Source organism: Streptomyces sp. NPDC096193 (genome assembly GCF_040302905.1).
Classification (GTDB): Bacteria; Actinomycetota; Actinomycetes; order Streptomycetales; family Streptomycetaceae; genus Streptomyces.
Window position 1 is genome coordinate 441,767 of record NZ_JBEOSJ010000003.1, and the last position, 22,870, is coordinate 464,636.

Genomic DNA, 22,870 nt, shown 5'->3' on the forward strand with positions numbered 1-22,870 from the left:
CTTCCTAGAGGGGGATGTTGCCGTGCTTCTTCGGCGGGAGGTTTTCCCGCTTGGTGCGCAGTTGACGCAGTCCCTTCACGATCTGCGACCGGGTGTCCGACGGCATGACCACGGCATCGATGTAGCCGCGCTCGGCCGCCGTGTAGGGGTTGAGGAGCGCGTCCTCGTACTCCTCGATCAGCCGGGCGCGCGTCGCCTCCTGGGCCGCCTCGTCGCCGGCGGCCGCGATCGTGCGGCGGTGCAGGATGTTCACCGCGCCCTGCGCGCCCATCACCGCGATCTGCGCGGTCGGCCAGGCGAGGTTCAGGTCGGCTCCCAGGTGCTTGGAGCCCATCACGTCGTACGCGCCACCGAACGCCTTCCGCGTGATCACCGTGATCAGCGGGACGGTGGCCTCCGCGTACGCGTAGATCAGCTTGGCGCCGCGGCGGATGATGCCGCCGTACTCCTGGTCCACACCGGGCAGGAAGCCGGGAACGTCGACGAAGGTCAGCACCGGCACGTTGAACGCGTCGCAGGTGCGCACGAAACGCGCGGCCTTCTCGGAGGCGTTGATGTCGAGACAGCCGGCGAACTGCATCGGCTGGTTCGCCACGATGCCCACCGGGAAACCCTCGACCCGGCCGAACCCGGTGAGGATATTCGGCGCGAACATCGCCTGGGTCTCCAGGAACTCGCCCTCGTCCAGCACGTGTTCGATGACGGTGTGCATGTCGTACGGCTGGTTCGCCGAGTCCGGGATCAGGGTGTCGAGCTCGCGGTCCTCGTCGTTCGTCGCGAGGTCGGCCTCCTCGGGGAAGGCCGGCGGCTCGGAGAGGTTGTTCGACGGCAGGTACGACAGCAGGGACTTGACGTACTCGATGGCGTCCTTCTCGTCACCCGCCATGTGGTGCGCGACGCCGGAGGTGCTGTTGTGGGTACGGGCGCCGCCGAGCGCCTCGAAGCCGACGTCCTCCCCGGTCACGGTCTTGATGACGTCCGGGCCCGTGATGAACATGTGCGAGGTCTGGTCGACCATCACCGTGAAGTCGGTGATCGCGGGGGAGTACACCGCGCCGCCCGCGCACGGCCCGACGACCAGCGAGATCTGCGGGATCACGCCCGAGGCGTGGGTGTTGCGGCGGAAGATCTCGCCGTACATGCCGAGCGCGCTGACGCCCTCCTGGATACGGGCGCCGCCGGAGTCGTTGATCCCGATGACCGGGCAGCCGGTCTTCAGGGCGAAGTCCATGACCTTGATGATCTTCTGGCCGAAGACCTCGCCGAGCGCACCGCCGAAGACGGTGAAGTCCTGGGAGAAAACGGCGACCGGGCGGCCGTCGACCGTGCCGTAACCGGTGACCACTCCGTCACCGTACGGACGGGTCTCCTCCAGGCCGAAACTGGTGGAGCGGTGCCGCGCGAACTCGTCGAACTCCACGAACGAATCCTCGTCCAGCAGCAGATCGACCCGCTCACGGGCCGTCAACTTGCCCTTGGCATGCTGCTTTTCCACCGCGCGGGCGGAGCCGGCGTGCGTCGCCTCCTCGATGCGGCGCTGCAGATCCGCGATCTTTCCCGCGGTGGTGTGGCTGCTGGGACTGCTGGAGCTGGCGATCTGTTCCGGCTCGGACATCGGGATGCGGCTCCCTGGCTGATCACGGGGTCGTTGGCTACTGACTCGTAGCGTATCGGCGTGGATACCGTTCGGCAGTGCGTCGTTTACCACACCTAACCTGGCTTGCATGACGTCTGAGAATGCGCCCGGGAGCCGCTGGTCCGACCTGGACCGGCCGCCGCTGAACGCCTCCGCGCTGCGCCGCGCCCTGCTGCAGCCGGGCGGGCTGTGGACCTCGTTCGACATCGTGCCCGCCACCGGGTCGACCAACTCCGATCTGGCGGCGAAAGCGGGCTCCCTGCAGGAAGGGGCCGTACTCGTCGCCGAGGAGCAGACCGCCGGGAGGGGCCGCCTGGACCGCAGCTGGACCGCGCCCGCCCGCTCGGGGCTCTTCCTGTCCGTGCTGCTGCGTCCCGGCCCTCAGGTGCCCGTGGAGCGCTACGGATGGCTCCCGCTGCTCACCGGAGTGGCCGTCGCGACGGGGCTCAGCCGGGCCGCCGGGTTGGACATGTCCCTCAAGTGGCCCAACGACCTCCTGGTGACTGTGGGTGGCGAGGAACGCAAGACCGGCGGGATCCTCGCGGAGCGTGCGGGCGACAGCGGCGTGGTGATCGGCATGGGGATCAATGTCACGCTCCGTGAGGACGAACTTCCCGTGCCGTCGGCGGGCTCCCTGGCGCTGGCGAACGCCGTCTCCACCGACCGCGACACCTTGCTGCGGGCCGTCCTGCGCTCCCTGGAGCAGTGGTACGGCAAGTGGCGCGAAGCGGGCGGCGACGCGGGACTCTCGGGGGTGCAGAAGGCGTACGCCGCGGGCTGCGCAACCCTGGGCCGCAGGGTCCGTGCCGAGCTGCCCGGGGACCGGTCGGTGACCGGCGAGGCCATCGCCCTGGACGGCGCCGGACGGCTTGTTCTGGCCACCGGCGACGGCACCCGGGAGACGGTCGGCGCGGGCGACATCGTGCACCTGCGGCCGGCCGGCTGAGCCGGTGCGTCGCGCCGCTGAACCGGCCAAGCCTCTCGGACGTGAGCCAGGGCACACCTGCCGTATCGTTGAGGCGATCGAGCGACAGATCGGCAGGACAGTGCGCAGGGAACGGGCAGGAGGCGGCTGGTGACCGTCGACGACACCACTTCCGGCGCGGACGATTCCGGCTCCGGTTCCGAGTCCGGGGCTTCCGGGCCGGGCGATTTCGAGTCAGGTTCTCCCGAGTCCGCCGCCGAATCCGGCAACGCGGCATCCGGCAGTTCCGGGGCTGTGCATCCCACGCCCCACCACGCCGTCGACCACACGGTCGAACCGACCGACGACCCCCTCGCCATCCGGCTGGAACAGCTGATCCTCGGCGCCGAACGGCGCTACACCCCTTTCCAGGCGGCGCGTACCGCGGGCGTCTCCATGGAGCTCGCCTCCCGCTTCTGGCGGGCCATGGGCTTCGCGGACATCGGCCAGGCCAAGGCGCTCACCGAGGCGGACGTCCTCGCGCTGCGCCGGCTGGCCGGTCTCGTCGAGGCCGGCCTGCTGAGCGAGCCGATGGCGGTCCAGGTGGCGCGCTCCACCGGCCAGACCACCGCCCGGCTGGCCGAATGGCAGATCGATTCCTTTCTGGAGGGCCTCACCGAGCCTCCCGAGCCCGGGATGACGCGGACGGAAGTCACGTATCCCCTGGTGGAGCTGCTCCTGCCGGAGCTGGAGGAGTTCCTGATCTACGTCTGGCGACGACAGCTGGCCGCGGCCACCGGACGTGTCGTCCAGGCCGCGGACGACGAGGAGATGGTCGACCGCAGGCTCGCGGTCGGCTTCGCGGACCTCGTCGGCTTCACCCGGCTGACGCGACGCCTGGAGGAAGAGGAACTGGGCGAACTGGTCGAGTCGTTCGAGACCACGTCCGCCGACCTGGTGGCCGCCCACGGCGGCCGGCTGATCAAGACGCTGGGTGACGAGGTGCTCTACGCGGCCGACGAGGCCGGCACGGCCGCGGAGATCGCCCTGCGGCTCATCGAGACGATGACGCACGACGAGTCGATGCCGGCGCTGCGCGTCGGCATCGCTTTCGGCACGGTCACCACGCGGATGGGCGATGTCTTCGGCACGACGGTCAATCTGGCGAGCCGGCTCACCTCGATAGCGCCGAAGGACGCCGTACTGGTGGACGGGGCGTTCGCGGAGGAGCTGGTGCGGACCGGCGACGCGCCGGCGTCGGAGGCCGAGGCCGCCGAGGAGGCGGCGAAGGCCGAGAAGGAGGGCAGGGAGCCGCCCACGTACCGTTTCGCGCTCCAGCCGATGTGGCAGCGCCCGGTCCGAGGGCTGGGTGTCGTCGAGCCCTGGCTGCTCTCCCGTCGCCCGCAGTGAGCCTTCCGGGCCGGGGAACCGGGCCCCGCACGGCCGGGAACGCCGCGGGCCTATGATCCGGTGAACCGTCGTTAACCGGGAGGGTCCCTATGTCCGAGTCCGAGCAGCGGTTCGGAGAATTCGTCCTCGTCCGCACGCACCAGCACGTCGCCGAGCTCGTCCTCGACCGCCCCAAGGCCATGAACGCCGTCTCCACCGAGATGGCGCGCTCGCTCGCCGCCGCCTGTGATGCCCTCGCCGCCGACCGGGACGTCCGCGTCACCGTGGTCACCTCCTCGAACGAACGCGCCTTCTGCGTCGGGGCCGACCTCAAGGAGCGCAACTCCTTCTCGGACGCCGAGCTGGTCCGGCAGCGCCCGACCGCCCGTGCCGCCTACACCGGAGTACTGGAGCTGCCGATGCCCACGGTCGCCGCGGTGCACGGATACGCGCTCGGCGGAGGGTTCGAGCTGGCTCTGGCCTGCGATGTGATCGTCGCCGACGCGACCGCGGTGGTGGGCCTGCCCGAGGTGTCCGTGGGCGTCATCCCCGGCGGCGGCGGTACGCAGCTGCTGCCGCGCCGGGTGGGGGCCGCCCGCGCCGCCGAGCTGGTGTTCTCCGCGCGGCGTGTAGAGGCGGCGGAGGCCCGGGAGTTGGGCCTCGTCGACCAGCTCGCGGAGGACGCCCGCACCGAGGCGCTCGCCCTCGCCGCCCGGATCGCCGCGAACTCACCGGTGGGTCTGCGTGCCGCCAAGCGGGCCCTGCGTCTCGGGCAGGGGCTCGATCTGCGTGCCGGACTGGAGGTCGAGGACGCGGCCTGGCGCTCGGTCGCCTTCTCCGGGGACCGGGCCGAGGGCGTCGCCGCCTTCAACGAGAAGCGCAAGCCGCAGTGGCCCGGCGAGTGACCCGGAGAATCTCGGCCCCCTTCAACTGATCAAATCCTCCCAAACCTCCCTAAGCTGGGTTGATGGCTGAGGATCGGCGGTTGCGAGCCGTGGTGGCGCTGGCGCAGGCGATGGCTGCCGCGCACACCCCGCGCGAGTCGTGGCGCGCGGCGGCGCTGGGCGCGTGTTCCGCGCTGGCGGGCTCCTTCGCGGCGCTGTCCGTGTGGGAGCGGGAACTCGGGCGGCTCAAGGTGCTCGTGAACGCGGGCGAACGGGCCGCCGGCGAAGAGGAGTTCCCCGAGTCGGAGACCTACCCCGTCAACCGCTTCCCCGAGATCACGGAGTTCCTGCACGAGCAGTGGGCGGGCGGCGGCGAGCCGGACGCCTGGGTGGAGACCGTGGACGGTCCGGCGACGCCGGACCACGGCTACTGCCACCAGAGGGTGGCGGCCCTGCGCCGCCGCCGCCGCGGCTGCTGTGTCGTGGCGCCGATAGTGCTGCACGGCCGAGCCTGGGGCGAGCTCTATGTGGCCCGTCCGCTCGGCGTCGCCGTCTTCGACCGCCACGACGCCGACTTCGCGACCGTCCTCGCCTCCGTGATCGCCGCCGGGATCGCCCAGACCGAGCGGCTCGAAGAGGTCCGCCGCCTCGCCTTCACCGACCCGCTGACCGGTCTCGCCAACCGCCGCGCCGTCGACACCCGCCTCGACGAGGCCCTGGAGCGCCACCGCGAGGACGGTTCCGTCGTCAGCCTGGTCGTCTGTGACCTGAACGGCCTCAAGCGGGTCAACGACACGCACGGCCACGCGGTCGGCGACCGGCTGCTGGAACGATTCGGTTCGGTCCTGTCGCTGTGCGGCGCCATGCTGCCCGGGGCGCTCGCGGCCCGGCTCGGCGGCGACGAGTTCTGCCTCGTCACGGTCGGCCCCTCGTCCGACGAGGTGGTCCGGGTGGCCGACGAACTCTGCGTCCGCGCGGCCGAGTTGGAACTCGGTGAAGGAGTGGCGTGCGGGGTCGCGTCGACCGGCGACCCGATCGGGCACGTCCGCTCGGGCCGCCGGCTGTTCCGGCTGGCGGACGCGGCCCAGTACCGGGCGAAGGCGGCCCGTTCGCCGAAGCCGGTGGTGGCGGGACGCGACGGCACGGTGCTGCGCCTGGCGGACGCCCCGCCGCGCTCGCACCAGGACCGCCGCCGTTTCCGGGGGGTGCGGCCGGAGGAGGTCGAGGAGCCCTGGAGCGAGCCGTAGGGCCCGGCGTCCCGCCGTGAGGGAAGCGTGCGTCTCGTGGGCGTCGATGGGGGCGAGGGGGAGTAAGGGGCCCACCCGCCCACCACTAGTGACAGGTTGCGATTCAATCCGTACGCTGCTGAATATGGATATGCATACCGTCGTGGTGGGGACGTCCGGTACCACCGCCGATGACGTCGTCGCCGTGGCCCGCCTGGGCGCCCGTATCGAGATCTCCGCCGAGGCACAGGCCGCCATCGCCGCCGCCCGCGCCGTCGTGGACGCCCTGGCCGCCAAGCCCGAGCCCGTCTACGGGGTCTCCACCGGCTTCGGCGCACTCGCCAGCCGGCACATCAGCCATGAACTCCGCGCCCAGCTCCAGCGCAACATCGTGCGCTCGCACGCCGCCGGCATGGGCCCGCGCGTCGAGCGCGAGGTCGTCCGCGCGCTGATGTTCCTGCGGCTGAAGACCGTCTGCTCCGGGCACACCGGCGTACGCCCCGCGGTCGCCCAGACCATGGCGGACGTGCTGAACGCCGGGATCACGCCCGTCGTGCACGAGTACGGCTCCCTCGGCTGCTCCGGCGACCTCGCGCCGCTGTCCCACTGCGCCCTGACCCTCATGGGCGAGGGCGACGCGGAGGGCCCCGACGGTGTGGTGCGCCCCGCGGGCGACCTGCTCGCCGAGCACGGCATCGCACCCGTCGAACTCCGCGAGAAGGAGGGCCTCGCCCTCCTGAACGGTACCGACGGCATGCTCGGCATGCTGGTCATGGCACTCGCCGACCTCCAGCGCCTCTACACCTCGGCCGACATCACCGCCGCGCTCTCGCTGGAGGCGCTCCTCGGCACCGACAAGGTGCTCGCCCCCGAGCTGCACGCCATCCGCCCCCACCCGGGCCAAGGCGTCTCCGCCGCCAACATGAGCGCCGTGCTCAAGGGCTCCGGACTCGTCGGCCACTTCCAGCACGACGAGGCGCCCCGGGTCCAGGACGCCTACTCGGTGCGCTGCGCCCCGCAGGTCGCGGGCGCCGGCCGGGACACCCTCGCGCACGCCCGCCTGGTCGCCGAACGCGAACTCGCCTCCGCCGTCGACAACCCGGTCGTCCTGCTCGGGGGTACCCAGGCCGAAGGCGCCGGGGGAGACCGGGTGGAGTCCAACGGCAACTTCCACGGCGCGCCCGTGGCGTACGTCCTCGACTTCCTCGCCATCGTCGCCGCCGACCTCGGCTCCATCGCCGAGCGCCGCACCGACCGGCTGCTCGACAAGAACCGCAGCCACGGGCTGCCGCCCTTCCTCGCCGAGGACGCCGGCGTGGACTCGGGCCTGATGATCGCCCAGTACACCCAGGCCGCCCTGGTCAGCGAGATGAAGCGGCTCGCGGTCCCCGCGTCCGCCGACTCGATCCCGTCCTCCGCGATGCAGGAGGACCACGTGTCCATGGGCTGGTCGGCGGCGCGCAAGCTGCGCACCGCGGTCGGCAACCTGAACCGCATCATCGCCGTCGAGCTCTACGCGGCCGCCCGCGGTATCGAGCTGCGGCACGGTCTGACCCCTGCGCCCGCCTCGCAGGCCGCCATCGAGGCGCTGCGCGCGGCGGGTGTGCAGGGGCCCGGGCCGGATCGTTTCCTCGCCCCCGACCTGGAGGCGGCGGACGTCTTCGTCCGCGACGGGGGGCTCATCGCCGCCGTGGAACCGGTGACAGGGCCGCTGGCCTGACCAACGAGCCACGAGCGCGGCAGGAAGCTCACGATGACCCGGGGCGCCGCCCCGGGTCATCCGGCTTTCACAGCGCGGTTGTTGCGCCTGTCGCCCCGGTGGCGCTCCGGCGTACGGAGTAGGCCAGGAAGCCCACGCCGAGTCCCAGGAACGTCGTGCCGCCGATGATGTACGGCGTGGTGTCGAAGGTGCCCGTGTCGGCGAGTTCCAGGTGCTGGGACGTCGCCGCCGCACCGGTCTGCTGTCTGTCCACGCCCTCCTGCTCGGCAGTGGCGTTCGCTGACGGCACGAACCACAGCGCGCAGAGCAGGGTCCCAGCGGCAGTGGCGGTCAGAAGCGGTCGACGTGCGACGGACACGGACTCGATCCCCCTTGAGGCATCCTCGAATTGGCCGGTGCGCTGATGCTAGTGAACGCAGCGGGTCGTGGGAAAGCCGGGCGGCCTGGAGCTCTACTCTCCGTCGTATGACCACTTCTGAGACATCACGGTATGTGCGCCTGCGGGTGGAATTGGTGCTGGAGATCGGGGCACCCGAATCGCTGACCGGCGCCGCGCTGGAGCGGATCGCCTCGGACGAGTACATGCCCGAGGAGGAGCGCGCCCACGCGGAGTCGGCGGTGCGCGAGGACGAGGCCGAGGCCGTCGCGTATCTCGTGGACCCGTTCGACCTGGTCGGCGACGTCCCCGGCGTCGAACTGGCGCAGGCGTCCTGGACCAGCGAGCAGATCGACTACGACCCCGATGCCGAGGAGTGGGACCTCGACGAGGAAGATGGAGCATACGACGACGACGACGACGACGACGACGCCGCCGACGACTCCGACGACGACGCCGACGAACCGGACGACGTGGACGCCGACGGCGCACGCCCGTAGCCTGCTGGACCGGCGGTTCTCCGGACCGGCCGGTCAGGGCCCCGGTTCCACGGGCCGGGGCCCGGCCGGATGCGTGCCGCGGGACTGCAACCGGCACCGTGGCGGCTGCGTCGATGAGTGGTGTTCCCCACATCGGTTGGGGATGTGGAACCGGGTAACCCGGAATGGGTGTTTTCCCCAATAGTGCGATCAGGCGATTCGGCAACGATGGAGAAGCGTGTGATGACGGACAGCAAGCGGCGCAAGGCCCTCACGGTCGCGTCCGCGGTGCTCGGCGGCGTTCTGGTGCTGTCGGCCTGCAGCGGCGACGGCGACAAGGGCGGTAGCGCCGAGGGCTCGAAGAAGTCGCAGGCCCAGGTCGACGAGGCGGCCGCGAAGGACGCCTCCAAGGCCCGAATAGCCATCTCCCCGAAGAACGGTGCGACGAACGCCGGCATCAACGACGACGCCAAGGTCACCGTCAGCGACGGCACCCTGACGCAGGTCACGATGACCACCGCCGACGGCGCCGCGGTGAAGGGCACGCTCGCCCCCGACGGCAAGAGCTGGAAGCCGGACGATCAGCTCGAGCGCTCCACCACGTACAAGATCTCCGCCTCCGCCAAGGACTCCGAGGGCCTGGAGGCCCACGAGAACTCCTCCTTCACCACGGTCTCGCCCGCCAACAGCTTCATCGGCAACTTCACGCCGGAGGACGGTTCCACCGTCGGCGTCGGCATGCCGGTGTCGATCAACTTCAACAAGGCGATCAGCGACAAGAAGGCCGTGCAGGCCGGTATCACCGTGGAGTCGAGCAGCGGCCAGGAGGTCGTCGGTCACTGGTTCAACGCCCAGCGTCTGGACTTCCGGCCGGACCAGTACTGGCAGGAGGGCTCGACCGTCACGCTGAAGCTGAACCTCGACGGTGTCGAGGGCGCCGACGGAGTCTTCGGCGTCCAGCAGAAGACGGTCACCTTCAAGATCGGCCGCAATCAGGTCTCGACCGTCGACGCCGCGACGAAGACGATGACGATCACCCAGGACGGCAAGACCGTCAAGACGATCCCGATCTCCGCCGGTTCCTCCGAGAACCCCACGTACAACGGCCAGATGGTGATCTCCGAGAAGTTCAAGGAGACCCGGATGAACGGTGCGACCGTCGGCTTCACGGACGACGACGGCAAGGGCGAGTACGACATCAAGAACGTCCCGCACGCCATGCGGCTGTCCACGTCGGGCACCTTCATCCACGGCAACTACTGGGGCGCCGACTCGATCTTCGGCAGCGCCAACACCAGCCACGGCTGCATCGGCCTGAACGACGTGGAGGGCGCGGGCGACCCGAACCAGCCCGCCGCGTGGCTGTACGACAACTCGATCGTCGGTGACGTCGTGATCGTCAAGAACTCCAAGGACAAGACGATCAAGCCCGACAACGGCCTCAACGGCTGGAACATGAGCTGGGCACAGTGGCAGGCCGGCTCCGCGGCCTGATCCGACCGGCCACCGGGCCGCACAGCAGAAGGCGGGTCGCCCTTCGGGGGCGACCCGCCTTCCGTGTGTTCGGGGGCCGCAGCGACCGCGACCGGCCGGGGCAGGCGCACACTGATCCGGCCGCTCCGCACGCCCCTCAGGCGCCCGCCGCGGGGCCCGGCCGCAGTCGTGCGTCGTCCTCCTCGCCGTCGACGCCCCAGCCCGCCAGCAGCCGCAGCGACTCCGCCGACCGTGTCTCCGGCTCGGCGTGGTAGGTGACCAGCGACAGATCGTGATCGTCCGGCAGTCGCAGCGTCTCGTACGACAGCGTCATCTCGCCGACCAGCGGATGGTGGATCCGCTTCACGCCGTGGCCCTTGTCCTGGACCGTGTGCGCGGCCCAGAGCCGCCGGAACTCCTCGCTCCTGACCGAGAGATCACCGATCAGCTCGGGCAGCTGCGGATCGTCCGCCGAGCATCCCGCGTACATCCGCAGCACGCTGACCACCTCGGTCGCCTTGCACTCCCAGTCCATGTACAGATCGGTGGCGTTGGGGTCCAGGAAGACCATCCGGGCCATGTTGCGGTCCTTCGCGGACAGGGCCGCGAAGTCGCCGAACAGCGCACGGGCCGTGCGGTTCCATCCCAGGATGTCCAGCCGCCGCCCCACCACGTAGGCGGGCACGCCCTCCATCGCGTCCATCAACTGCTGGACGGCCGGGCGCAGCTGCTGCGGTCTGCCCGTCCGCCGGTGCTTCTTCTGCTTGGGCTTGGCGAGATGGCTGAGATGGTCGCGCTCGGCGTCCGACAGCCGCAGCGCCCGCCCGATCGCCTCCAGCACCTCGGTGGACACATTGCGCCCGTTGCCCTGTTCCAGGCGGGTGTAGTACGCCACCGACACCCCTGCGAGCTGCGCCAGCTCCTCGCGGCGGAGCCCCGGCACCCGCCGGCGCCGGCCCAACTGCGGCAGGCCGACGTCCTCGGGACGCAGCCTGGCGCGGCGTGAGCGGAGGAATTCGCTGAGTTCGGCGCGCTGGTCCATGCCCTCCAGTATCGCGCCGCCCTTCCCGGTAAGCCTGACCCTGTCAGTGGTACGCACGCCGGACGTAGGTACAACAGAGGGCTGGGTAGGCTCCGCGCACTTCGGCAGAGTCGAGCCCATGACCACGACTGTTTCCGCATACGCCGCTCCCGCCGCCAAGGCGCCGCTGGAGCGGACCACCACCCCGCGCCGTCCGGTGGGCGAGCACGACGTGCTCATCGAGATCAAGTACGCGGGCATCTGCCACTCCGACATCCACCAGGCCCGTGACGGCTGGGGCGAGGGCATCTTCCCGATGGTCCCGGGGCACGAGATCGCGGGGATCGTCACCGAAACCGGTCCGGGCGTCACCCGGTTCGCCGCCGGCGACCGGGTGGGCGTCGGCTGCATGGTCGACTCCTGCCGCGAGTGCGACAACTGCAAGGCCGGGCTCGAGCAGTACTGCTCCGGCGGCAACGTCGGCACGTACAACGCCCTCGACAAGAACGGCGAGCCCACCTACGGCGGCTACTCCACCCACATCGTGGTGGACGAGGCCTTCACCCTGCGCATCCCGGACGGCCTGTCGCTCGACGTCGCCGCCCCGCTGCTGTGCGCCGGCATCACCCTCTACTCGCCGCTGGCGCACTGGAAGGCCGGCCCCGGCAAGAAGGTCGCCATCGTCGGCCTCGGCGGTCTCGGCCACATGGGCGTCAAGATCGCGCACGCGCTGGGCGCCGAGGTGACCGTTCTCAGCCAGTCGCTGCGCAAGAAGGACGACGGTCTGCGACTCGGCGCCGACCACTACTACGCGACCAGCGACGAGGCGACCTTCGAGCAGCTGGCGGGCACCTTCGACCTCGTCGTCTCGACGGTGTCGGCGCCGCTGCCGCTGGACACCTATCTCGGGCTGCTGCGGACGGACGGAGCGCTGGTGAACGTGGGCGCTCCCGAGGAGCCGGTGTCGCTCAACCTCTTCTCCGTCATCGGCGGCCGCAAGACCCTCGCGGGCTCCGGTATCGGCGGTATCCGCGAGACCCAGGAGATGCTCGACTTCTGCGCCGAGCACGGCCTCGGCGCGGAGATCGAGGTGATCGGCGCCGACCGGATCAATGAGGCCTACGAGCGGGTGCTGTCGAGTGACGTGCGCTACCGCTTCGTGATCGACGCGGCCACCATCTGAGCGTCCCCCGGCCCTCTTTCGGGGCACCTTCCGGCACCCGGCCGCGGTGGATCAGGCCCCCTCCTGACCTCGCGGCCGGGGTCAGGGCCTGTTTGTTCGGATCAGGCCGGAGCCAGGGCCCGATCCGAACAACAGGCCCTGGCCATACGGCACATCCGGCCAGTCCGACCCAACTGGACAGTTGGAGAGTCCTACTCTCGGACCATGGCCTGGGACACCGCACGCACCCGCAGAGTCCTGCTCGCGGCGGCCGTCGACGAATTTGCCGAGTACGGCTTCGAAGGGGCGCGGATCGACCGCATCGGCGCCCGGGCGGGCGTCAACAAGGAGCGGATCTACCAGTACTTCGGCAACAAGCAACAGCTCTTCGACCATGTTCTGGACAGCGAACGGGAGCGGATCGCGCGGACGCTCCCGGTCACCGGCGACCAGCTCGACGACCTCGGGGAATACGCCGGCCGGCTGTACGACTACCACTGCTCGCGCCCGCAGTTCATCCGTCTCCTCCAGTGGGAGGGCCTTCAGGACACCGGCGGCCCGGCGCTGCGCGAAGCCGACCGTACGGCGGCTCACGGCCTGGCGGTACGGGCGCTCGGCGACGCGCAGAAGAAGGGCATGCTCGACGCGCGGCTCGCTCCCGAGGCCCTGTTCTACGCCGTACTCGCCCTGGGGGCCTGGTGGTTCAGCGCCCCGCAGGCCGTCCGCATGATCTACGCGGAAGCGCCGGGGGAGGAGACGGAACGCGCCACTCTGGTGGGGCTGGTACGCCGGCTCGCGGGCCAGGAGCGCTGAGGACCGCCCGTCATCCGGGCCGGTGGCAGAGCGCCTTCTGGTTGTCGCCGTCTGCCGGTGGCAGACCGCCTCCTGGTTGTGGCCGTTCGGGTCCCGCACGAACTGCCCGCAGTACGACGGGTGGTGCTCCGGCCACGCCCCACGGCTCGTGGGGCACCCCGGCGTCCGCGCGGACCGCCGCGTCGAAGAACGCGTACACCGCCGCACGGTCGGCTCTTCGAAGACGATGTGCGCCTCGCACGCCGCACCCTCCGCCGTCGCCCGGCCGATCACCCGGCCGAAGCCGAGCGGGCGGGCGCCGCCCAGCGGCGCGAGCACCCGGACGCGGAAGCCGGCGGAGGAAGCCGGGTCCGCCACCTGGAGCGAGGCGTGGTCGGTCCGCGCCCGGCACACCGCACCGGCGGCGCCCCCTGACGACGAGCCGTGGCCACCGGCGGGGGCCCAGGCCCCGCCTCAGCAGTCGGATCCGGCCGAACGCGGCACCCGGTAGGGCGAGTCCAGCCGGTACTCCCCGGCCCGTGGCACGGTCAGCCGCGTCCACTCGCCCTCCTCGCGCAGACAGGCACCGCTCGCCCGCAGCCATGGCGAATACGCCACCCGTACCGTCACCGAACCGGCGGCCGGCATCCGTATCGTCAGCGACGCGTCGTCCCCGTCCACCACCGTCGCCGGGGACGACACCAGCGGCACCGCGTCGCGCACCCGGTAGACCGTCCAGCCCTCGTCCTGCCACACCCGCTCCAGCCACGACGGCGCGCCGCGCAGGATCGCGGCCTCGTCCTCCGCCGGCCCGTCCGGGCGCCCGTGCGGCAGCACCACGTAGCCGACCGCCCAGCGGTCCAGCCACTGCCGGTACGTCGCCGGGTTCAGCGAGCCGTCGTAGAAGAGCCGCCCCCGTTCGACGTCGAGCTGGCGGTTCCAGCCGCGTGCCAGGTTGATGTGCGGGGCGAGCGCGGTGGCCTCGCGGTGATTGCGGGCCGGGACGACCTCGACCCGCGTACGGTCGGCGCCCAGCCGCTCCAGTTCGCGGACCACACCGTCGGTGTGCGCCGCCCAGGACGGGACGTCGGTGGAGACGACCAGATCGTCCTCGGTCTTGTCGAACAGCCAGTACGTGCTGAAGAAGAGCGCGGCCGCGAGCACAGCCCGTGCGGGGCGGAGCAGACCGCGGGCGAACTCCCCGGCCCACGCCGCCGGCCCGGAGCCGGTGCGCGGTCCCTCGCCGAACCGCGTGAGCAGCGCCGCGAGCAGCACCGGAGCGGCGGCGAGGCCGAGCAGCCGCTCGACGTTGGTGCCGATCGGCGAGGCGATGAGATACGTCAGCACGACGCCGAGGCCGTACACCCCGGCGCCGAAGCGCACCACCCGCCACTCGCGGGGCGAGGCGAGTGCCACCGCGGCCGAGACGGCCAGCGGCATCCACAGTTTCTCCGTGGCCATGGGCTGCTCGCCGCGGAAGGGGAACAGCAGCGTCACCACGCCCACTACCACGAACGGCGGCAGTATCAGCGAGACGCCCTTGCGCCACTGCCGGTCCAGCAGCCAGGCCGCACCGGCCACCACGAGGAACAGCCCGGCGACGGGACTCGCCGTCGCGGCGAGCGCCGCGCACACCACGGCGACGCCCGTTCTGCGGACGTACAGCAGAGCGGGCAGACCGATCGCGACGCCCAGCGCGAACGTGGTCCGCCCCGAGGCGATGTTGCACCACAGCGTCAGCGCCCCGGCCACGGCCGGAGCGAGCGGCCACCGCACCCCGGTCCGGACGAACAGACAGGCCAGCACCCACGTCCCGACGAGACCGGCCAGCACCGACACCGTCCGCACCCCGAGCACCGCCATCAACGGGGGTGCCAGCAGGCTGTAGTTGGCGGTGTGCGCGCCGCCGTACCAGGAGAAGTTGTACGCGGTGGCCGGGTGCCGCTCCATGAACCCGGCCCACGCCAGCTGCGCGGCCAGATCCCCGCCGCCGGTGGCGAGCCACACCGCCCACAGCGCGTACAACGGCACGGAGAGGACGGTGGCGACGAGCGGGACGCGCCACCACGGCGCTGCGTCCCGCTCCTCTGCCCGTGCCGGCAACGTCTGAGCCCGCTCACTGATCCCCACGCGCAAACCCTAATGGCGGGTCCTCGCCGGGCAGCGGGCCCGGACGGCGATCCTGTCCGCGGCACAGGTCGGCCGGACCCGGCCGGGCGACTGCGCTCCCGCAACCACGCACAGGCAGTCCCGGTCCGGCGACCGGGTTCGGGCGTCCGCGCTCACGCGTCCGCCCTCACGCGACCGCGCGACCCGACCGCAACTCCAGTCGCTGGCCCGTGAATCCGCTCCGGAACCGCCGGTCGTGCGAGACGACGACCACCGCGCCCTCGTAGGCCGCCAGCGCCTCCTCCAGCTCCTCCACCAGACTCAGCGCCACATGGTTCGTGGGCTCGTCCAGGACGAGCAGATCCGCGGGGGCGGCCAGCAGCCGGGCCAGTTCGAGACGCCGCTGCTGACCCACGGACAGGGCCGCGACCGGGACGGTCAGATCCTCCTCGCGGAACAGCCCGAGGCCGAGCAGCTCGGCGGCGTACTCCTCGGCAAGACCCGAACGCCCCGCCGCGTACGCCGCCAGCAGTGTTCCGCGGGAGGGCACGGCCGGCAGCTCCTGCGGCAGATAGCCGACCCGGACCCGCTCCTGACGGTGGACCGTGCCCTCGTCGGGGCGCACGTCCCCGGCCAGCACCCGCAGCAGCGTGGTCTTGCCGGCCCCGTTCGGACCGGTCACCAACAGCCGCTGCCCCGCTTCCACCCGTAGCGCGTCCAGCCGCAGCCGGTCACCGACGGCGATGCCGGTCAGCTCGGTCAGCAGGCCCTGCCGGCCACCGCCGACCGGCCTGGCCGCGAAGCGCAGCGGTTCCGGCGGCGCGGGAACCGGCTCCCTGCGCAGCCGCTCCAACCGCACCCGTGCGGCTCTGACCTGCCCGGACAGCTTCGCCTCATGGGAACGCCGGTGCTTGCCGAACCCCTGGCGCGGATCCTTCCCGGTCGTCGCGAGCCGCTGCCCGGCAGCCGCCACCAGTTCCTCCGTACGGGCCACGTCCGCCAGCCACTCCTGGTGGTCGAGCTCCCGGCGGCGGCGGGCGGCGGCCTTCGCGGCCCGGTAGCCGTGCCAGCCGTCGCCGTACCGGGTCACCGCACGGGTGTCGCGGTCGACCTCAAGGATCGTGGTCGCGATCCGTTCGAGGAAGGCACGGTCGTGCGTGACGGCGACGACCGTGCCCCGGTGTGCCCGCAGCCGGTCCTCCAGCCACTCGGTGGCCTGCCGGTCGAGGTGGTTCGTCGGCTCGTCGAGCAGCAGCAGTTCGGGCGCGGCGGACAGCACACAGGCGAGGGCCAGCCGCGACTGCTCCCCACCGGAGAGCGTGCCGATCGGGCGCTCCCGGGTGACGTGGGTCAGCCCGAGCCCGTGCAGGGCGGCGTCCACGCGGGCGTCCGCCTCGTAACCGCCGCGCTCGTCGAAGGCGGTGAGGAGGTCCCCGTACGCGGCGAGCTCGTCCTCGTCGGCCTCGGCGAGGCGCTCCTCGGCCTGCCGCAGCCGCCGCTCGATCTCCCGCAGCCCGGCGAGCGCGGCGTCGACGGCCTGCCGCACGGTGTGCCCGGGACCCAGGCGGAAGGTCTGCGCCAGGGTCTGCGCGAGATGTCCGGTGCCGCCGGGCGCGCCGACGGTGATCTCCCCGGCGTCGGGCGCCTCGGCCCCGGCGATCAGCCGCAGCAGGGTGGACTTGCCGGAGCCGTTCTCCCCGATGACACCGGCGCGTTCGCCGGGCCGGACGGTGAAGGACACCTGGTCGAGTACGGACCGGTCCCCATAGGCCTTGGAGACGTCCTTCATGGTCAGTTGGGCGCGTTCGCGCATGGTCTTTCCCTGAAAAATGACATGCCCGCGAAGGGGTGCGCGACGGCGCACCGCAGGGCAGGGGTGGGTTCTGCCGGACCGGGGGACGTCAGCGCGGTGCTACGACGAGCACGCGGCGTCCGCGGCCGGAATCAGAGAAAGAAGTAGTGCATGTGCGAACCCATGCGGTCAGTCTAGCCACGGCCCTTCGGCGGGGAAAAATCATTTCCGCCGCCGACGCCCCTCCGGCGACGGAGCCGTCCTGCTGCGGTACGAGCGGTACGCGTACGAGGGTGCCGGCGGTACGAGCGGTGTACGAGGGTGCGAGCGGTACCAGCGGGCGAGCGGGCCGAACCGGTCGCGGCGAAGTCGCGGCGGCGAAACGACCCGCCGGGAACGGGATTTCGCGCCGGGCGGAACGCTGCCGCACCCTCCGCGGCGCCCGTCGCTCCTACTCTGATGTGGTGAGCAGCCACGCGCCGAACCGAGCCCGAGTCCTTCCCCTGCGCCCGCTTACGGCGCCACCCGCAGCCCGGGAGCCGCTGTGGCGGAACATCGTCGGGGACGTCCTGCGCCGTGAGCGGCGTGCCCAGCAGCGCACGCTCAAGGACGTGGCCGACGCGGCGCGTATCTCGATGCCGTATCTCTCCGAGCTCGAACGCGGGCGCAAGGAGGCCTCGTCGGAGGTCCTCGCCGCTGCCGCGCACGCCCTCGGCCTGGGGCTGGCCGATCTTCTCGCCCTGGCCCACCGCGAACTGGCGCGGCCGGCGCGGACGCGGCACGGCAGGCCCGGGCCCGTCGCCCCGGTCGCCCCCACTGCTCCCGCCACTCCCGCCACCCTCGCTCCTGCCGTTCCCGAGCGGGCCGCCGTCGACGGCGCCGAGGACGCGCGCGTGGAGGGTGACGGCACGGCGACGGCCGCGGTGGAGCTGAGCGCGCGAGCCGTACGGAGTACGGCGCTCAGGCGCCCGGCCGGCGCACGGACGGCACCGCGCCAGGCTGACGTCTGCCTCGCCGCCTGACGGACCGACACCTGAAGCCGGGATCAACGGCCGCCGCCCGCACGGAAGTCACCGGCGGCGGCCGTCGGAGCCGCAGGGCTCAGACCGTCACGAGCCGACGGCTGAGCACCTCGTCGGCGAGCCCGTACGTCACCGCCTCCTGCGCGGTGAAGAACTTGTCGCGGTCCATGTCCGCCCGCAGCGTCGCCGCGTCGTGCGGAACATGGCGGGAAAGCACGTCCTCGACCTGCGAGCGGATCCGGAGCACTTCCCTGGCCTGCAGGGCGAGGTCGGAGACAGTTCCCTGCCGGCCGCCGCTGGTCGGCTGCCCCAGCAGCACCCGCGCGTGTTCGAGCACGAACCGCCGGCCCGGGTCCCCGCCCGCCAGCAGCACCGCCGCGGTCGAGGCCGCCTGCCCGACACAGAACGTCGAGATCGGCGCGCGGACGAAGGTCATCGTGTCGTAGATCGCCATCAGCGAAGTGAACGAGCCGCCCGGCGAGTTGATGTAGATCGCGATCTCGGTGTCCGGACTCGACGACTCGAGGTGGAGCAGCTGGGCGATGACGACATTGGCCATGCCGTCGTCGATCTCCGTGCCGAGGAAGATGATCCGCTCGGACAGCAGCCTGCTGAACACGTCGTAGGACCGCTCGCCCTGCGCGGTGCGCTCCACGACGTTCGGAATCGTGTACTGGCCCATGTCAGAGTCCCGCCCGTCGCCGTGAACCGGCCGGCCGCACGTCGTCGAGCGACTCGACGACCCGGTCGACCATGCCGTACTCCCGCGCCTGCTCGGCCGTGAACCAGCGGTCACGGTCGCCGTCGCGAGAGATCGTCTCCTCGCTCTGGCCGGTGTGCTCGGCCGTGATCCGTTCGACGGCCTTCTTGGTGTACTCCAGGTTCTCGGCCTGGATCGCGATGTCGGCGGCGGTGCCGCCGATGCCGGCGGAGGGCTGGTGCATCATGATCCGCGCGTTCGGCAGCGCGAAACGCTTCCCCGCCGTGCCCACGGTGACGAGGAACTGCCCCATGCTCGCGGCGAATCCCATCGCCAGCGTCGACACGTCGTTGGGGATCAGCCGCATCGTGTCGTAGATCGCCAGCCCGGCCGTCACCGAGCCGCCCGGGCTGTTGATGTAGAGGCAGATGTCGGTCCGCGAGTCCTCCGCCGACAGGAGCAGCATCTGCGCGCAGACCCGGTTGGCCGAGACCTCGTCGACCTGGGTGCCGAGGAGGACGATGCGCTGGTTCAGGAGTTGTGCGGCCAGGTGGTCGTCGAAGCGGGTGGGCGCGGTGTCACCCTCGGAGGCGCGTGGGCCGAAGGCCGGGTCACGGCCGGTGATGAGTGCTGACATCGGACCTCCTTGTGGTGGCGCGGCGACCGTCGCCGCGTTCTCCACCATCGGTCCGCCCGGGCGGCCGGGTCAGGTTTCTCGGCCCGCAGCAGATTCGCCCTCGGCAGAGCGGGAGCCGGTCGGTGGCCACGTCGCAGATGTCTCAAGACACCGAAGATGCGTCAGACCCCTCAGACCCCTCAGACCCCTCAGACGCCTCAGGGGAGGATCTCCAGCCGCTCGTACTCGTGCGGTCGGTCGCCGACCCAGTCCACCCACGTGGGGTCGTCGAGCATGAGCTCCGCGTCGGGCAGACCGGCCCGCCTCAGGAACTCCAGAAGATCGCGGTCCGAGTGGGCGAGCCCCATGATCTGCTCGCGCACCGTGACGCGCCGTCCCCCGGACGGGCTGATGCGGTGCACGACGATCGGTGCGCGGCTCATGCCTTCAGGCTGCGTCGTATCACGGCTCACAGCACACCGAGCTCTCGGTCGGGACGGCAGATGGGGCAGGGGTCCACCTGCTCGGCGAGCGCGCGGAGCGCTTCTTCCCGGCCGACCGGCTTCGACCGGGCGCCGCGCATCGCGCAGCTTCCGACGTGCACATACGCGGGCGGCCGCCCCGCGCCGATGCCGTACTCGACGACCCAGTCGGGCGGAGGGGGCGCCACATGGGCGTCCCGCTGGGCCCGGTCCTCCTCCTGGAGGAGCCACCGCCGCGTCTGGTCGAGCTGCTGAAGCTGCACACGCTGGAGGAACCGGAGCAGCTCCAGACGCGACGGCGGGCGATCGTTCACGTGTTCGATTCTAGGCGGGATCGGCACCGATGTTCCACCGCGGGGCACGGCAGCCGGGATGCCGTGCTCGGCGGCGTGGCCGAGCAGGCCGGCGAAGCGCAGCCACGGGAGCACGTGGCCGTTCAGGGGCGAGTACCCCGCGCACCTGCCCGTGCAGGGCCGTCACCGTCCGCAGCAGAGCCGCGTCCCGCCGGACCGTGGGCGACGGACGGGCTGTCGCCGTCACGTACGCCCACGTCGCGTGAAAGCCGGGCGGACAGTAGTGCGCGACGGCGCATCGCAGCGCCGCATGCCGCCTGCGCGCGGGCAGTTGCTCATCGCGCACCCTGCGGGCGTAGGTCCCGAAGCTCACCGGCGATGGTCATCCCTCGGGCCGGGCGACCCCGATCGGGCATGACACCCGTGTCCCGGCCGGAGCGCCTGCCCCGGGTGCCCGCTCAGGACAGTTCCTCGGTGACCTGATGGGCGAAGACGGTGAACTCCGCGTACCCGTCTTCGCCGACAGATCGGTGGACGATGCCCACGCGGACTCGGTCGCCGGGCAGGCCCGACTCGACGACTGTCGCCTGCAGAAGGACCGCGATGGGGAACTCCGATTCCAGCTCGGGATCGAAGTCCCAGAACAGGGGCGTCTTGTCGATGATCGAGTGCCGCACGCCCTCGGCATCGACGAAGACGACCTCGGCGACGTAGGGGTATTCGCTTGCGTCCGCCCACCGGACCGCCTCGGCGTGCACCAGGGCGGTGGGTGACTCGGCGGGTTCAGTCATCAGCCGGCGCAAGGCCCGTCGGGCAGGAGGCGCCCCAGTTCGTCTCGAACGGGTCACCCAGCTCGACCCCCGTCCCGCCGATTCCGCAGTACCCCGCCGGATTCTTGTCGAGATACTGCTGGTGATACGCCTCGGCCGGATAGAACGGGCGGCCCTCCGACGGAAGCAGCTCCGTCGTGATCGTGCCGAAGCCCGAGCCCGTCAGGACCTGCTGGTACGCCTCGCGGGAGGCCGCCGCGATCGCCGACTGGGACGGGGAGTGGGTGTATATCGCCGAGCGGTACTGGGTGCCGCGGTCGTTGCCCTGGCGGAAGCCCTGGGTGGGGTTGTGGGACTCCCAGAAGACCTTCAGCAGCTGCTGGTACGAGACGACCGACGGGTCGAAGACCACGCGCACGGCCTCGGTGTGTCCGGTCAGTCCGGAGCAGGCCTCTTCGTACGTCGGGTTCGGGGTGTGACCGCCCTGGTAGCCGACCAGGGTCGTCCACACACCGGGAATCCGCCAGAACGTGCGCTCGGCGCCCCAGAAACAGCCCATGCCGAAGTCCGCCACTTCGAGGCCCTCGGGGTACGGGCCGAGCAGCGGGTTGCCCAGGACCGTATGACGGTCGGGCACGGAGAACGTCGGGTCCGGACGGCCCTTCAGGGCCTGCTCGGGGGTGGGGAGCTCGGGGACACGGCGGGACAGGAACATGTGATGGCTCCTCGGGGTCGGTACCTGAGGAACGTCGTGCGCCCGGCAGAGATTCCCCCGGAAACAGAGGACGGGACCGGCCCGGCCGGGGACACGGTTCACGACGCGCGGCTCTACGGAGGACAGGGTTCACCGTGCGCCGGAGCCGTCATCGCAGCAGCGTCGCCGGGCTCCCCCCGTTCGACTCGTACCCCGCCACCGCCAGGTTCCGGTACACCGTGTACTCCGCCGCCGGGTCGCCGCTGAGCGTCCAGGGGACCGCGCCCACGTGGCCGTCCACCCGCACCAGTTGGTTCATCGCCTCGGCCCACCGCTCGGACCGTACGAGGAAGAGCACCAGCAGATGGCGTACGTGCGCCAGCATCGGGTCGTCCGGGCGGGCCGAGTGGACCGCGAAGAGGGCGCCCTCGACCGCCTTGCTGACCACCGCGGTCCGGTGGAAGTCCTGCACCAGGACCACGTCCGGGATGTGCTCGAAGACCGCGAACAGTGGCAGCGCGGCCAGCAGCGAACCCTGGGGTGCGCGGGCCGCGGCCGTCGTCGCGAAGTGGTCGGCCTCCTCGCGGCTGCCGTGCCACTTCTCGCACCAGTAGTGGAGCGCCGCCAGATGCGCGCCCATGTGCTGCGGCGCCCTGTCGATGACCTTCAGCCACACCTGGTCGAACTGCTCGTGCGTGTAGTTCAGACCGCGCGCGACGGCCAGTTCCGTGATGTACGGGACGGGATCGCCCGGCGCGAGCAGGGCGGCGTCGCCGCAGACCGAACGGGCCTCCTCCAGGATGATCCGGAACTCGTCCGTCCCCGCGCTCGACGACCGCCACGCCTGCTGCACCAGGAACTCCGCGTGCACCTGGGCCGCGCCCGCGTCCTTCGGCGACTCCGAACGCCACGCGCGCAGCCACGACCCGCCGGCGCCCGGCTTCTGCTGGAGCTCCAGCGAGGCGGCACCGGCGAACGCCTGCACGCGCTGCCAGCGCACCTCGCTCTCTTTCGGAGTGCCGGCGAGGAGCTGAGCGGCCGCCCGCCAGTCCTGGGTCGCCTGGACGACGTCGAGCACGTCGAGAAGGTCCTGGTCGGGTCCGGGGAGGCGGACGTCCAGCTCCTCCTGGCGCACGAATCCGTACGTGTCGGGGTCGGCGGCGTCGGGCGAACCGGGCGCCACCTGGTGGATACCGACACGGCGGCGCCTGACGAACGGACCGATCACCGCGACCAGCAGGCCCACCGCGATCAGGAACCAGAGAATCTCCATGGGTCCATTGTCCCGGACGACGTTCGGGGCGGACCACGCGCTGCCCCTTCACAGGAC

Annotated in this window: 21 protein-coding genes and 1 pseudogene; 10 read left to right on the plus strand and 12 right to left on the minus strand. The window is 71.5% G+C overall.

Annotation, left to right across the window (positions count from 1 at the left end):
• Positions 1-4: 4 nt before the first annotated feature.
• The gene (locus ABTX78_RS07480; protein ID WP_352205833.1) at positions 5-1,615 is read right to left on the minus strand and encodes an acyl-CoA carboxylase subunit beta; all 1,611 of its coding nucleotides are present in this window, start codon (positions 1,613-1,615) and stop codon (positions 5-7) included.
• 109 nt (positions 1,616-1,724) lie between these two features.
• On the opposite strand from ABTX78_RS07480, the gene ABTX78_RS07485 reads away from it, so the two are divergent.
• From ABTX78_RS07485 to hutH, 5 genes are all read left to right on the plus strand, one after another.
• Positions 1,725-2,582 (plus strand): biotin--[acetyl-CoA-carboxylase] ligase, encoded by an 858-nt coding sequence (locus ABTX78_RS07485; RefSeq protein ID WP_352205834.1) that lies wholly within the window; start codon positions 1,725-1,727, stop codon positions 2,580-2,582.
• A gap of 129 nt (positions 2,583-2,711) precedes the next feature.
• Positions 2,712-3,950 carry an adenylate/guanylate cyclase domain-containing protein gene (locus tag ABTX78_RS07490; protein WP_502993789.1) on the plus strand — a complete coding sequence of 413 codons (1,239 nt, stop codon included), beginning with the start codon at positions 2,712-2,714 and terminating at the stop codon, positions 3,948-3,950.
• A gap of 89 nt (positions 3,951-4,039) precedes the next feature.
• Positions 4,040-4,834, plus strand: coding sequence for an enoyl-CoA hydratase/isomerase family protein (locus tag ABTX78_RS07495; RefSeq protein WP_352205835.1), 795 nt, complete (start codon positions 4,040-4,042; stop codon positions 4,832-4,834).
• Positions 4,835-4,896: 62 nt separating this feature from the next.
• A complete protein-coding gene (locus ABTX78_RS07500; protein WP_352205836.1) occupies positions 4,897-6,060 on the plus strand; it encodes a GGDEF domain-containing protein in 1,164 nt (387 codons plus the stop codon).
• A gap of 130 nt (positions 6,061-6,190) precedes the next feature.
• Positions 6,191-7,759: a histidine ammonia-lyase gene (hutH, locus tag ABTX78_RS07505; RefSeq protein WP_352205899.1), complete on the plus strand. Its 1,569-nt coding sequence runs from the start codon at positions 6,191-6,193 to the stop codon at positions 7,757-7,759.
• 67 nt (positions 7,760-7,826) lie between these two features.
• Here the strand turns inward: hutH and ABTX78_RS07510 are convergent, their stop codons facing one another.
• Entirely contained in the window at positions 7,827-8,117 is a 291-nt protein-coding gene (locus ABTX78_RS07510; RefSeq protein WP_352205837.1) for a hypothetical protein, read from the minus strand.
• A gap of 107 nt (positions 8,118-8,224) precedes the next feature.
• Here ABTX78_RS07510 and ABTX78_RS07515 point away from each other — a divergent pair, with 107 nt between their 5' ends.
• Together ABTX78_RS07515 and ABTX78_RS07520 are read left to right on the plus strand one after the other, a co-directional pair.
• Complete coding sequence (locus ABTX78_RS07515) at positions 8,225-8,635, plus strand: hypothetical protein (RefSeq protein ID WP_352205838.1); 411 nt, start codon at positions 8,225-8,227, stop codon at positions 8,633-8,635.
• Positions 8,636-8,842: 207 nt separating this feature from the next.
• Entirely contained in the window at positions 8,843-10,108 is a 1,266-nt protein-coding gene (locus ABTX78_RS07520) for a L,D-transpeptidase (protein ID WP_352205839.1), read from the plus strand.
• A gap of 136 nt (positions 10,109-10,244) precedes the next feature.
• Here ABTX78_RS07520 and ABTX78_RS07525 read toward each other — a convergent pair whose 3' ends face one another.
• Positions 10,245-11,129, minus strand: a complete 885-nt coding sequence (locus ABTX78_RS07525; protein ID WP_352205840.1) for a helix-turn-helix transcriptional regulator — start codon at positions 11,127-11,129, stop codon at positions 10,245-10,247.
• A gap of 118 nt (positions 11,130-11,247) precedes the next feature.
• Between ABTX78_RS07525 and ABTX78_RS07530 the strand changes: the two genes are divergently transcribed.
• Together ABTX78_RS07530 and ABTX78_RS07535 are read left to right on the plus strand one after the other, a co-directional pair.
• Positions 11,248-12,291, plus strand: coding sequence for an NAD(P)-dependent alcohol dehydrogenase (locus ABTX78_RS07530; protein ID WP_352205841.1), 1,044 nt, complete (start codon positions 11,248-11,250; stop codon positions 12,289-12,291).
• Positions 12,292-12,495: 204 nt separating this feature from the next.
• Positions 12,496-13,083, plus strand: a complete 588-nt coding sequence (locus tag ABTX78_RS07535; RefSeq protein ID WP_352205842.1) for a TetR/AcrR family transcriptional regulator — start codon at positions 12,496-12,498, stop codon at positions 13,081-13,083.
• 453 nt (positions 13,084-13,536) lie between these two features.
• Here ABTX78_RS07535 and ABTX78_RS07540 read toward each other — a convergent pair whose 3' ends face one another.
• Together ABTX78_RS07540 and abc-f are read right to left on the minus strand one after the other, a co-directional pair.
• Complete coding sequence (locus tag ABTX78_RS07540; protein WP_502993797.1) at positions 13,537-15,165, minus strand: DUF8823 domain-containing protein; 1,629 nt, start codon at positions 15,163-15,165, stop codon at positions 13,537-13,539.
• A gap of 193 nt (positions 15,166-15,358) precedes the next feature.
• Complete coding sequence (gene abc-f, locus ABTX78_RS07545; RefSeq protein WP_352205843.1) at positions 15,359-16,984, minus strand: ribosomal protection-like ABC-F family protein; 1,626 nt, start codon at positions 16,982-16,984, stop codon at positions 15,359-15,361.
• A gap of 443 nt (positions 16,985-17,427) precedes the next feature.
• On the opposite strand from abc-f, the pseudogene ABTX78_RS07550 reads away from it, so the two are divergent.
• Positions 17,428-17,757: pseudogene (locus tag ABTX78_RS07550) on the plus strand (helix-turn-helix domain-containing protein); the annotation flags it as partial.
• Between the two features lie 307 nt (positions 17,758-18,064).
• Here ABTX78_RS07550 and ABTX78_RS07555 read toward each other — a convergent pair.
• The 7 genes from ABTX78_RS07555 to ABTX78_RS07585 all read right to left on the minus strand — a co-directional run bounded on the left by ABTX78_RS07555 (position 18,065) and on the right by ABTX78_RS07585 (position 22,813).
• The gene (locus ABTX78_RS07555) at positions 18,065-18,667 is read right to left on the minus strand and encodes a ClpP family protease (RefSeq protein WP_352205844.1); all 603 of its coding nucleotides are present in this window, start codon (positions 18,665-18,667) and stop codon (positions 18,065-18,067) included.
• 1 nt (position 18,668) lies between these two features.
• On the minus strand, positions 18,669-19,322 hold the full coding sequence (locus ABTX78_RS07560) for an ATP-dependent Clp protease proteolytic subunit (RefSeq protein ID WP_313944478.1): 654 nt from the start codon (positions 19,320-19,322) through the stop codon (positions 18,669-18,671).
• A 197-nt stretch (positions 19,323-19,519) separates the two neighbouring features.
• Positions 19,520-19,744 (minus strand): hypothetical protein, encoded by a 225-nt coding sequence (locus tag ABTX78_RS07565; RefSeq protein ID WP_327680938.1) that lies wholly within the window; start codon positions 19,742-19,744, stop codon positions 19,520-19,522.
• Positions 19,745-19,770: 26 nt separating this feature from the next.
• On the minus strand, positions 19,771-20,097 hold the full coding sequence (locus ABTX78_RS07570; RefSeq protein WP_313944476.1) for a DUF6233 domain-containing protein: 327 nt from the start codon (positions 20,095-20,097) through the stop codon (positions 19,771-19,773).
• Positions 20,098-20,534: 437 nt separating this feature from the next.
• A complete protein-coding gene (locus ABTX78_RS07575) occupies positions 20,535-20,867 on the minus strand; it encodes a hypothetical protein (protein ID WP_352205845.1) in 333 nt (110 codons plus the stop codon).
• Positions 20,860-21,561, minus strand: coding sequence for a peptide-methionine (S)-S-oxide reductase MsrA (msrA, locus tag ABTX78_RS07580; protein ID WP_352205846.1), 702 nt, complete (start codon positions 21,559-21,561; stop codon positions 20,860-20,862). Before msrA ends, ABTX78_RS07575 begins: the two co-directional genes overlap by 8 nt.
• A 148-nt stretch (positions 21,562-21,709) precedes the next feature.
• A complete protein-coding gene (locus ABTX78_RS07585; protein ID WP_352205847.1) occupies positions 21,710-22,813 on the minus strand; it encodes a hypothetical protein in 1,104 nt (367 codons plus the stop codon).
• Positions 22,814-22,870: the final 57 nt, after the last annotated feature.

Bases quoted from the DNA above. Each gene is read 5' to 3' on its own strand.
- ABTX78_RS07480 (WP_352205833.1), bottom strand. From the start codon at position 1,615: ATGTCCGAGCCGGAACAGATCGCCAGCTCCAGCAGTCCCAGCAGCCAC.
- ABTX78_RS07485 (WP_352205834.1), top strand. From the start codon at position 1,725: ATGACGTCTGAGAATGCGCCCGGGAGCCGCTGGTCCGACCTGGACCGG.
- ABTX78_RS07495 (WP_352205835.1), top strand. From the start codon at position 4,040: ATGTCCGAGTCCGAGCAGCGGTTCGGAGAATTCGTCCTCGTCCGCACG.
- ABTX78_RS07500 (WP_352205836.1), top strand. From the start codon at position 4,897: ATGGCTGAGGATCGGCGGTTGCGAGCCGTGGTGGCGCTGGCGCAGGCG.
- hutH (WP_352205899.1), top strand. From the start codon at position 6,191: ATGCATACCGTCGTGGTGGGGACGTCCGGTACCACCGCCGATGACGTC.
- ABTX78_RS07515 (WP_352205838.1), top strand. From the start codon at position 8,225: ATGACCACTTCTGAGACATCACGGTATGTGCGCCTGCGGGTGGAATTG.
- ABTX78_RS07520 (WP_352205839.1), top strand. From the start codon at position 8,843: ATGGAGAAGCGTGTGATGACGGACAGCAAGCGGCGCAAGGCCCTCACG.
- ABTX78_RS07525 (WP_352205840.1), bottom strand. From the start codon at position 11,129: ATGGACCAGCGCGCCGAACTCAGCGAATTCCTCCGCTCACGCCGCGCC.
- ABTX78_RS07530 (WP_352205841.1), top strand. From the start codon at position 11,248: ATGACCACGACTGTTTCCGCATACGCCGCTCCCGCCGCCAAGGCGCCG.
- ABTX78_RS07535 (WP_352205842.1), top strand. From the start codon at position 12,496: ATGGCCTGGGACACCGCACGCACCCGCAGAGTCCTGCTCGCGGCGGCC.
- abc-f (WP_352205843.1), bottom strand. From the start codon at position 16,984: ATGCGCGAACGCGCCCAACTGACCATGAAGGACGTCTCCAAGGCCTAT.
- ABTX78_RS07555 (WP_352205844.1), bottom strand. From the start codon at position 18,667: ATGGGCCAGTACACGATTCCGAACGTCGTGGAGCGCACCGCGCAGGGC.
- ABTX78_RS07560 (WP_313944478.1), bottom strand. From the start codon at position 19,322: ATGTCAGCACTCATCACCGGCCGTGACCCGGCCTTCGGCCCACGCGCC.
- ABTX78_RS07565 (WP_327680938.1), bottom strand. From the start codon at position 19,744: ATGAGCCGCGCACCGATCGTCGTGCACCGCATCAGCCCGTCCGGGGGA.
- ABTX78_RS07575 (WP_352205845.1), bottom strand. From the start codon at position 20,867: ATGACTGAACCCGCCGAGTCACCCACCGCCCTGGTGCACGCCGAGGCG.
- msrA (WP_352205846.1), bottom strand. From the start codon at position 21,561: ATGTTCCTGTCCCGCCGTGTCCCCGAGCTCCCCACCCCCGAGCAGGCC.
- ABTX78_RS07585 (WP_352205847.1), bottom strand. From the start codon at position 22,813: ATGGAGATTCTCTGGTTCCTGATCGCGGTGGGCCTGCTGGTCGCGGTG.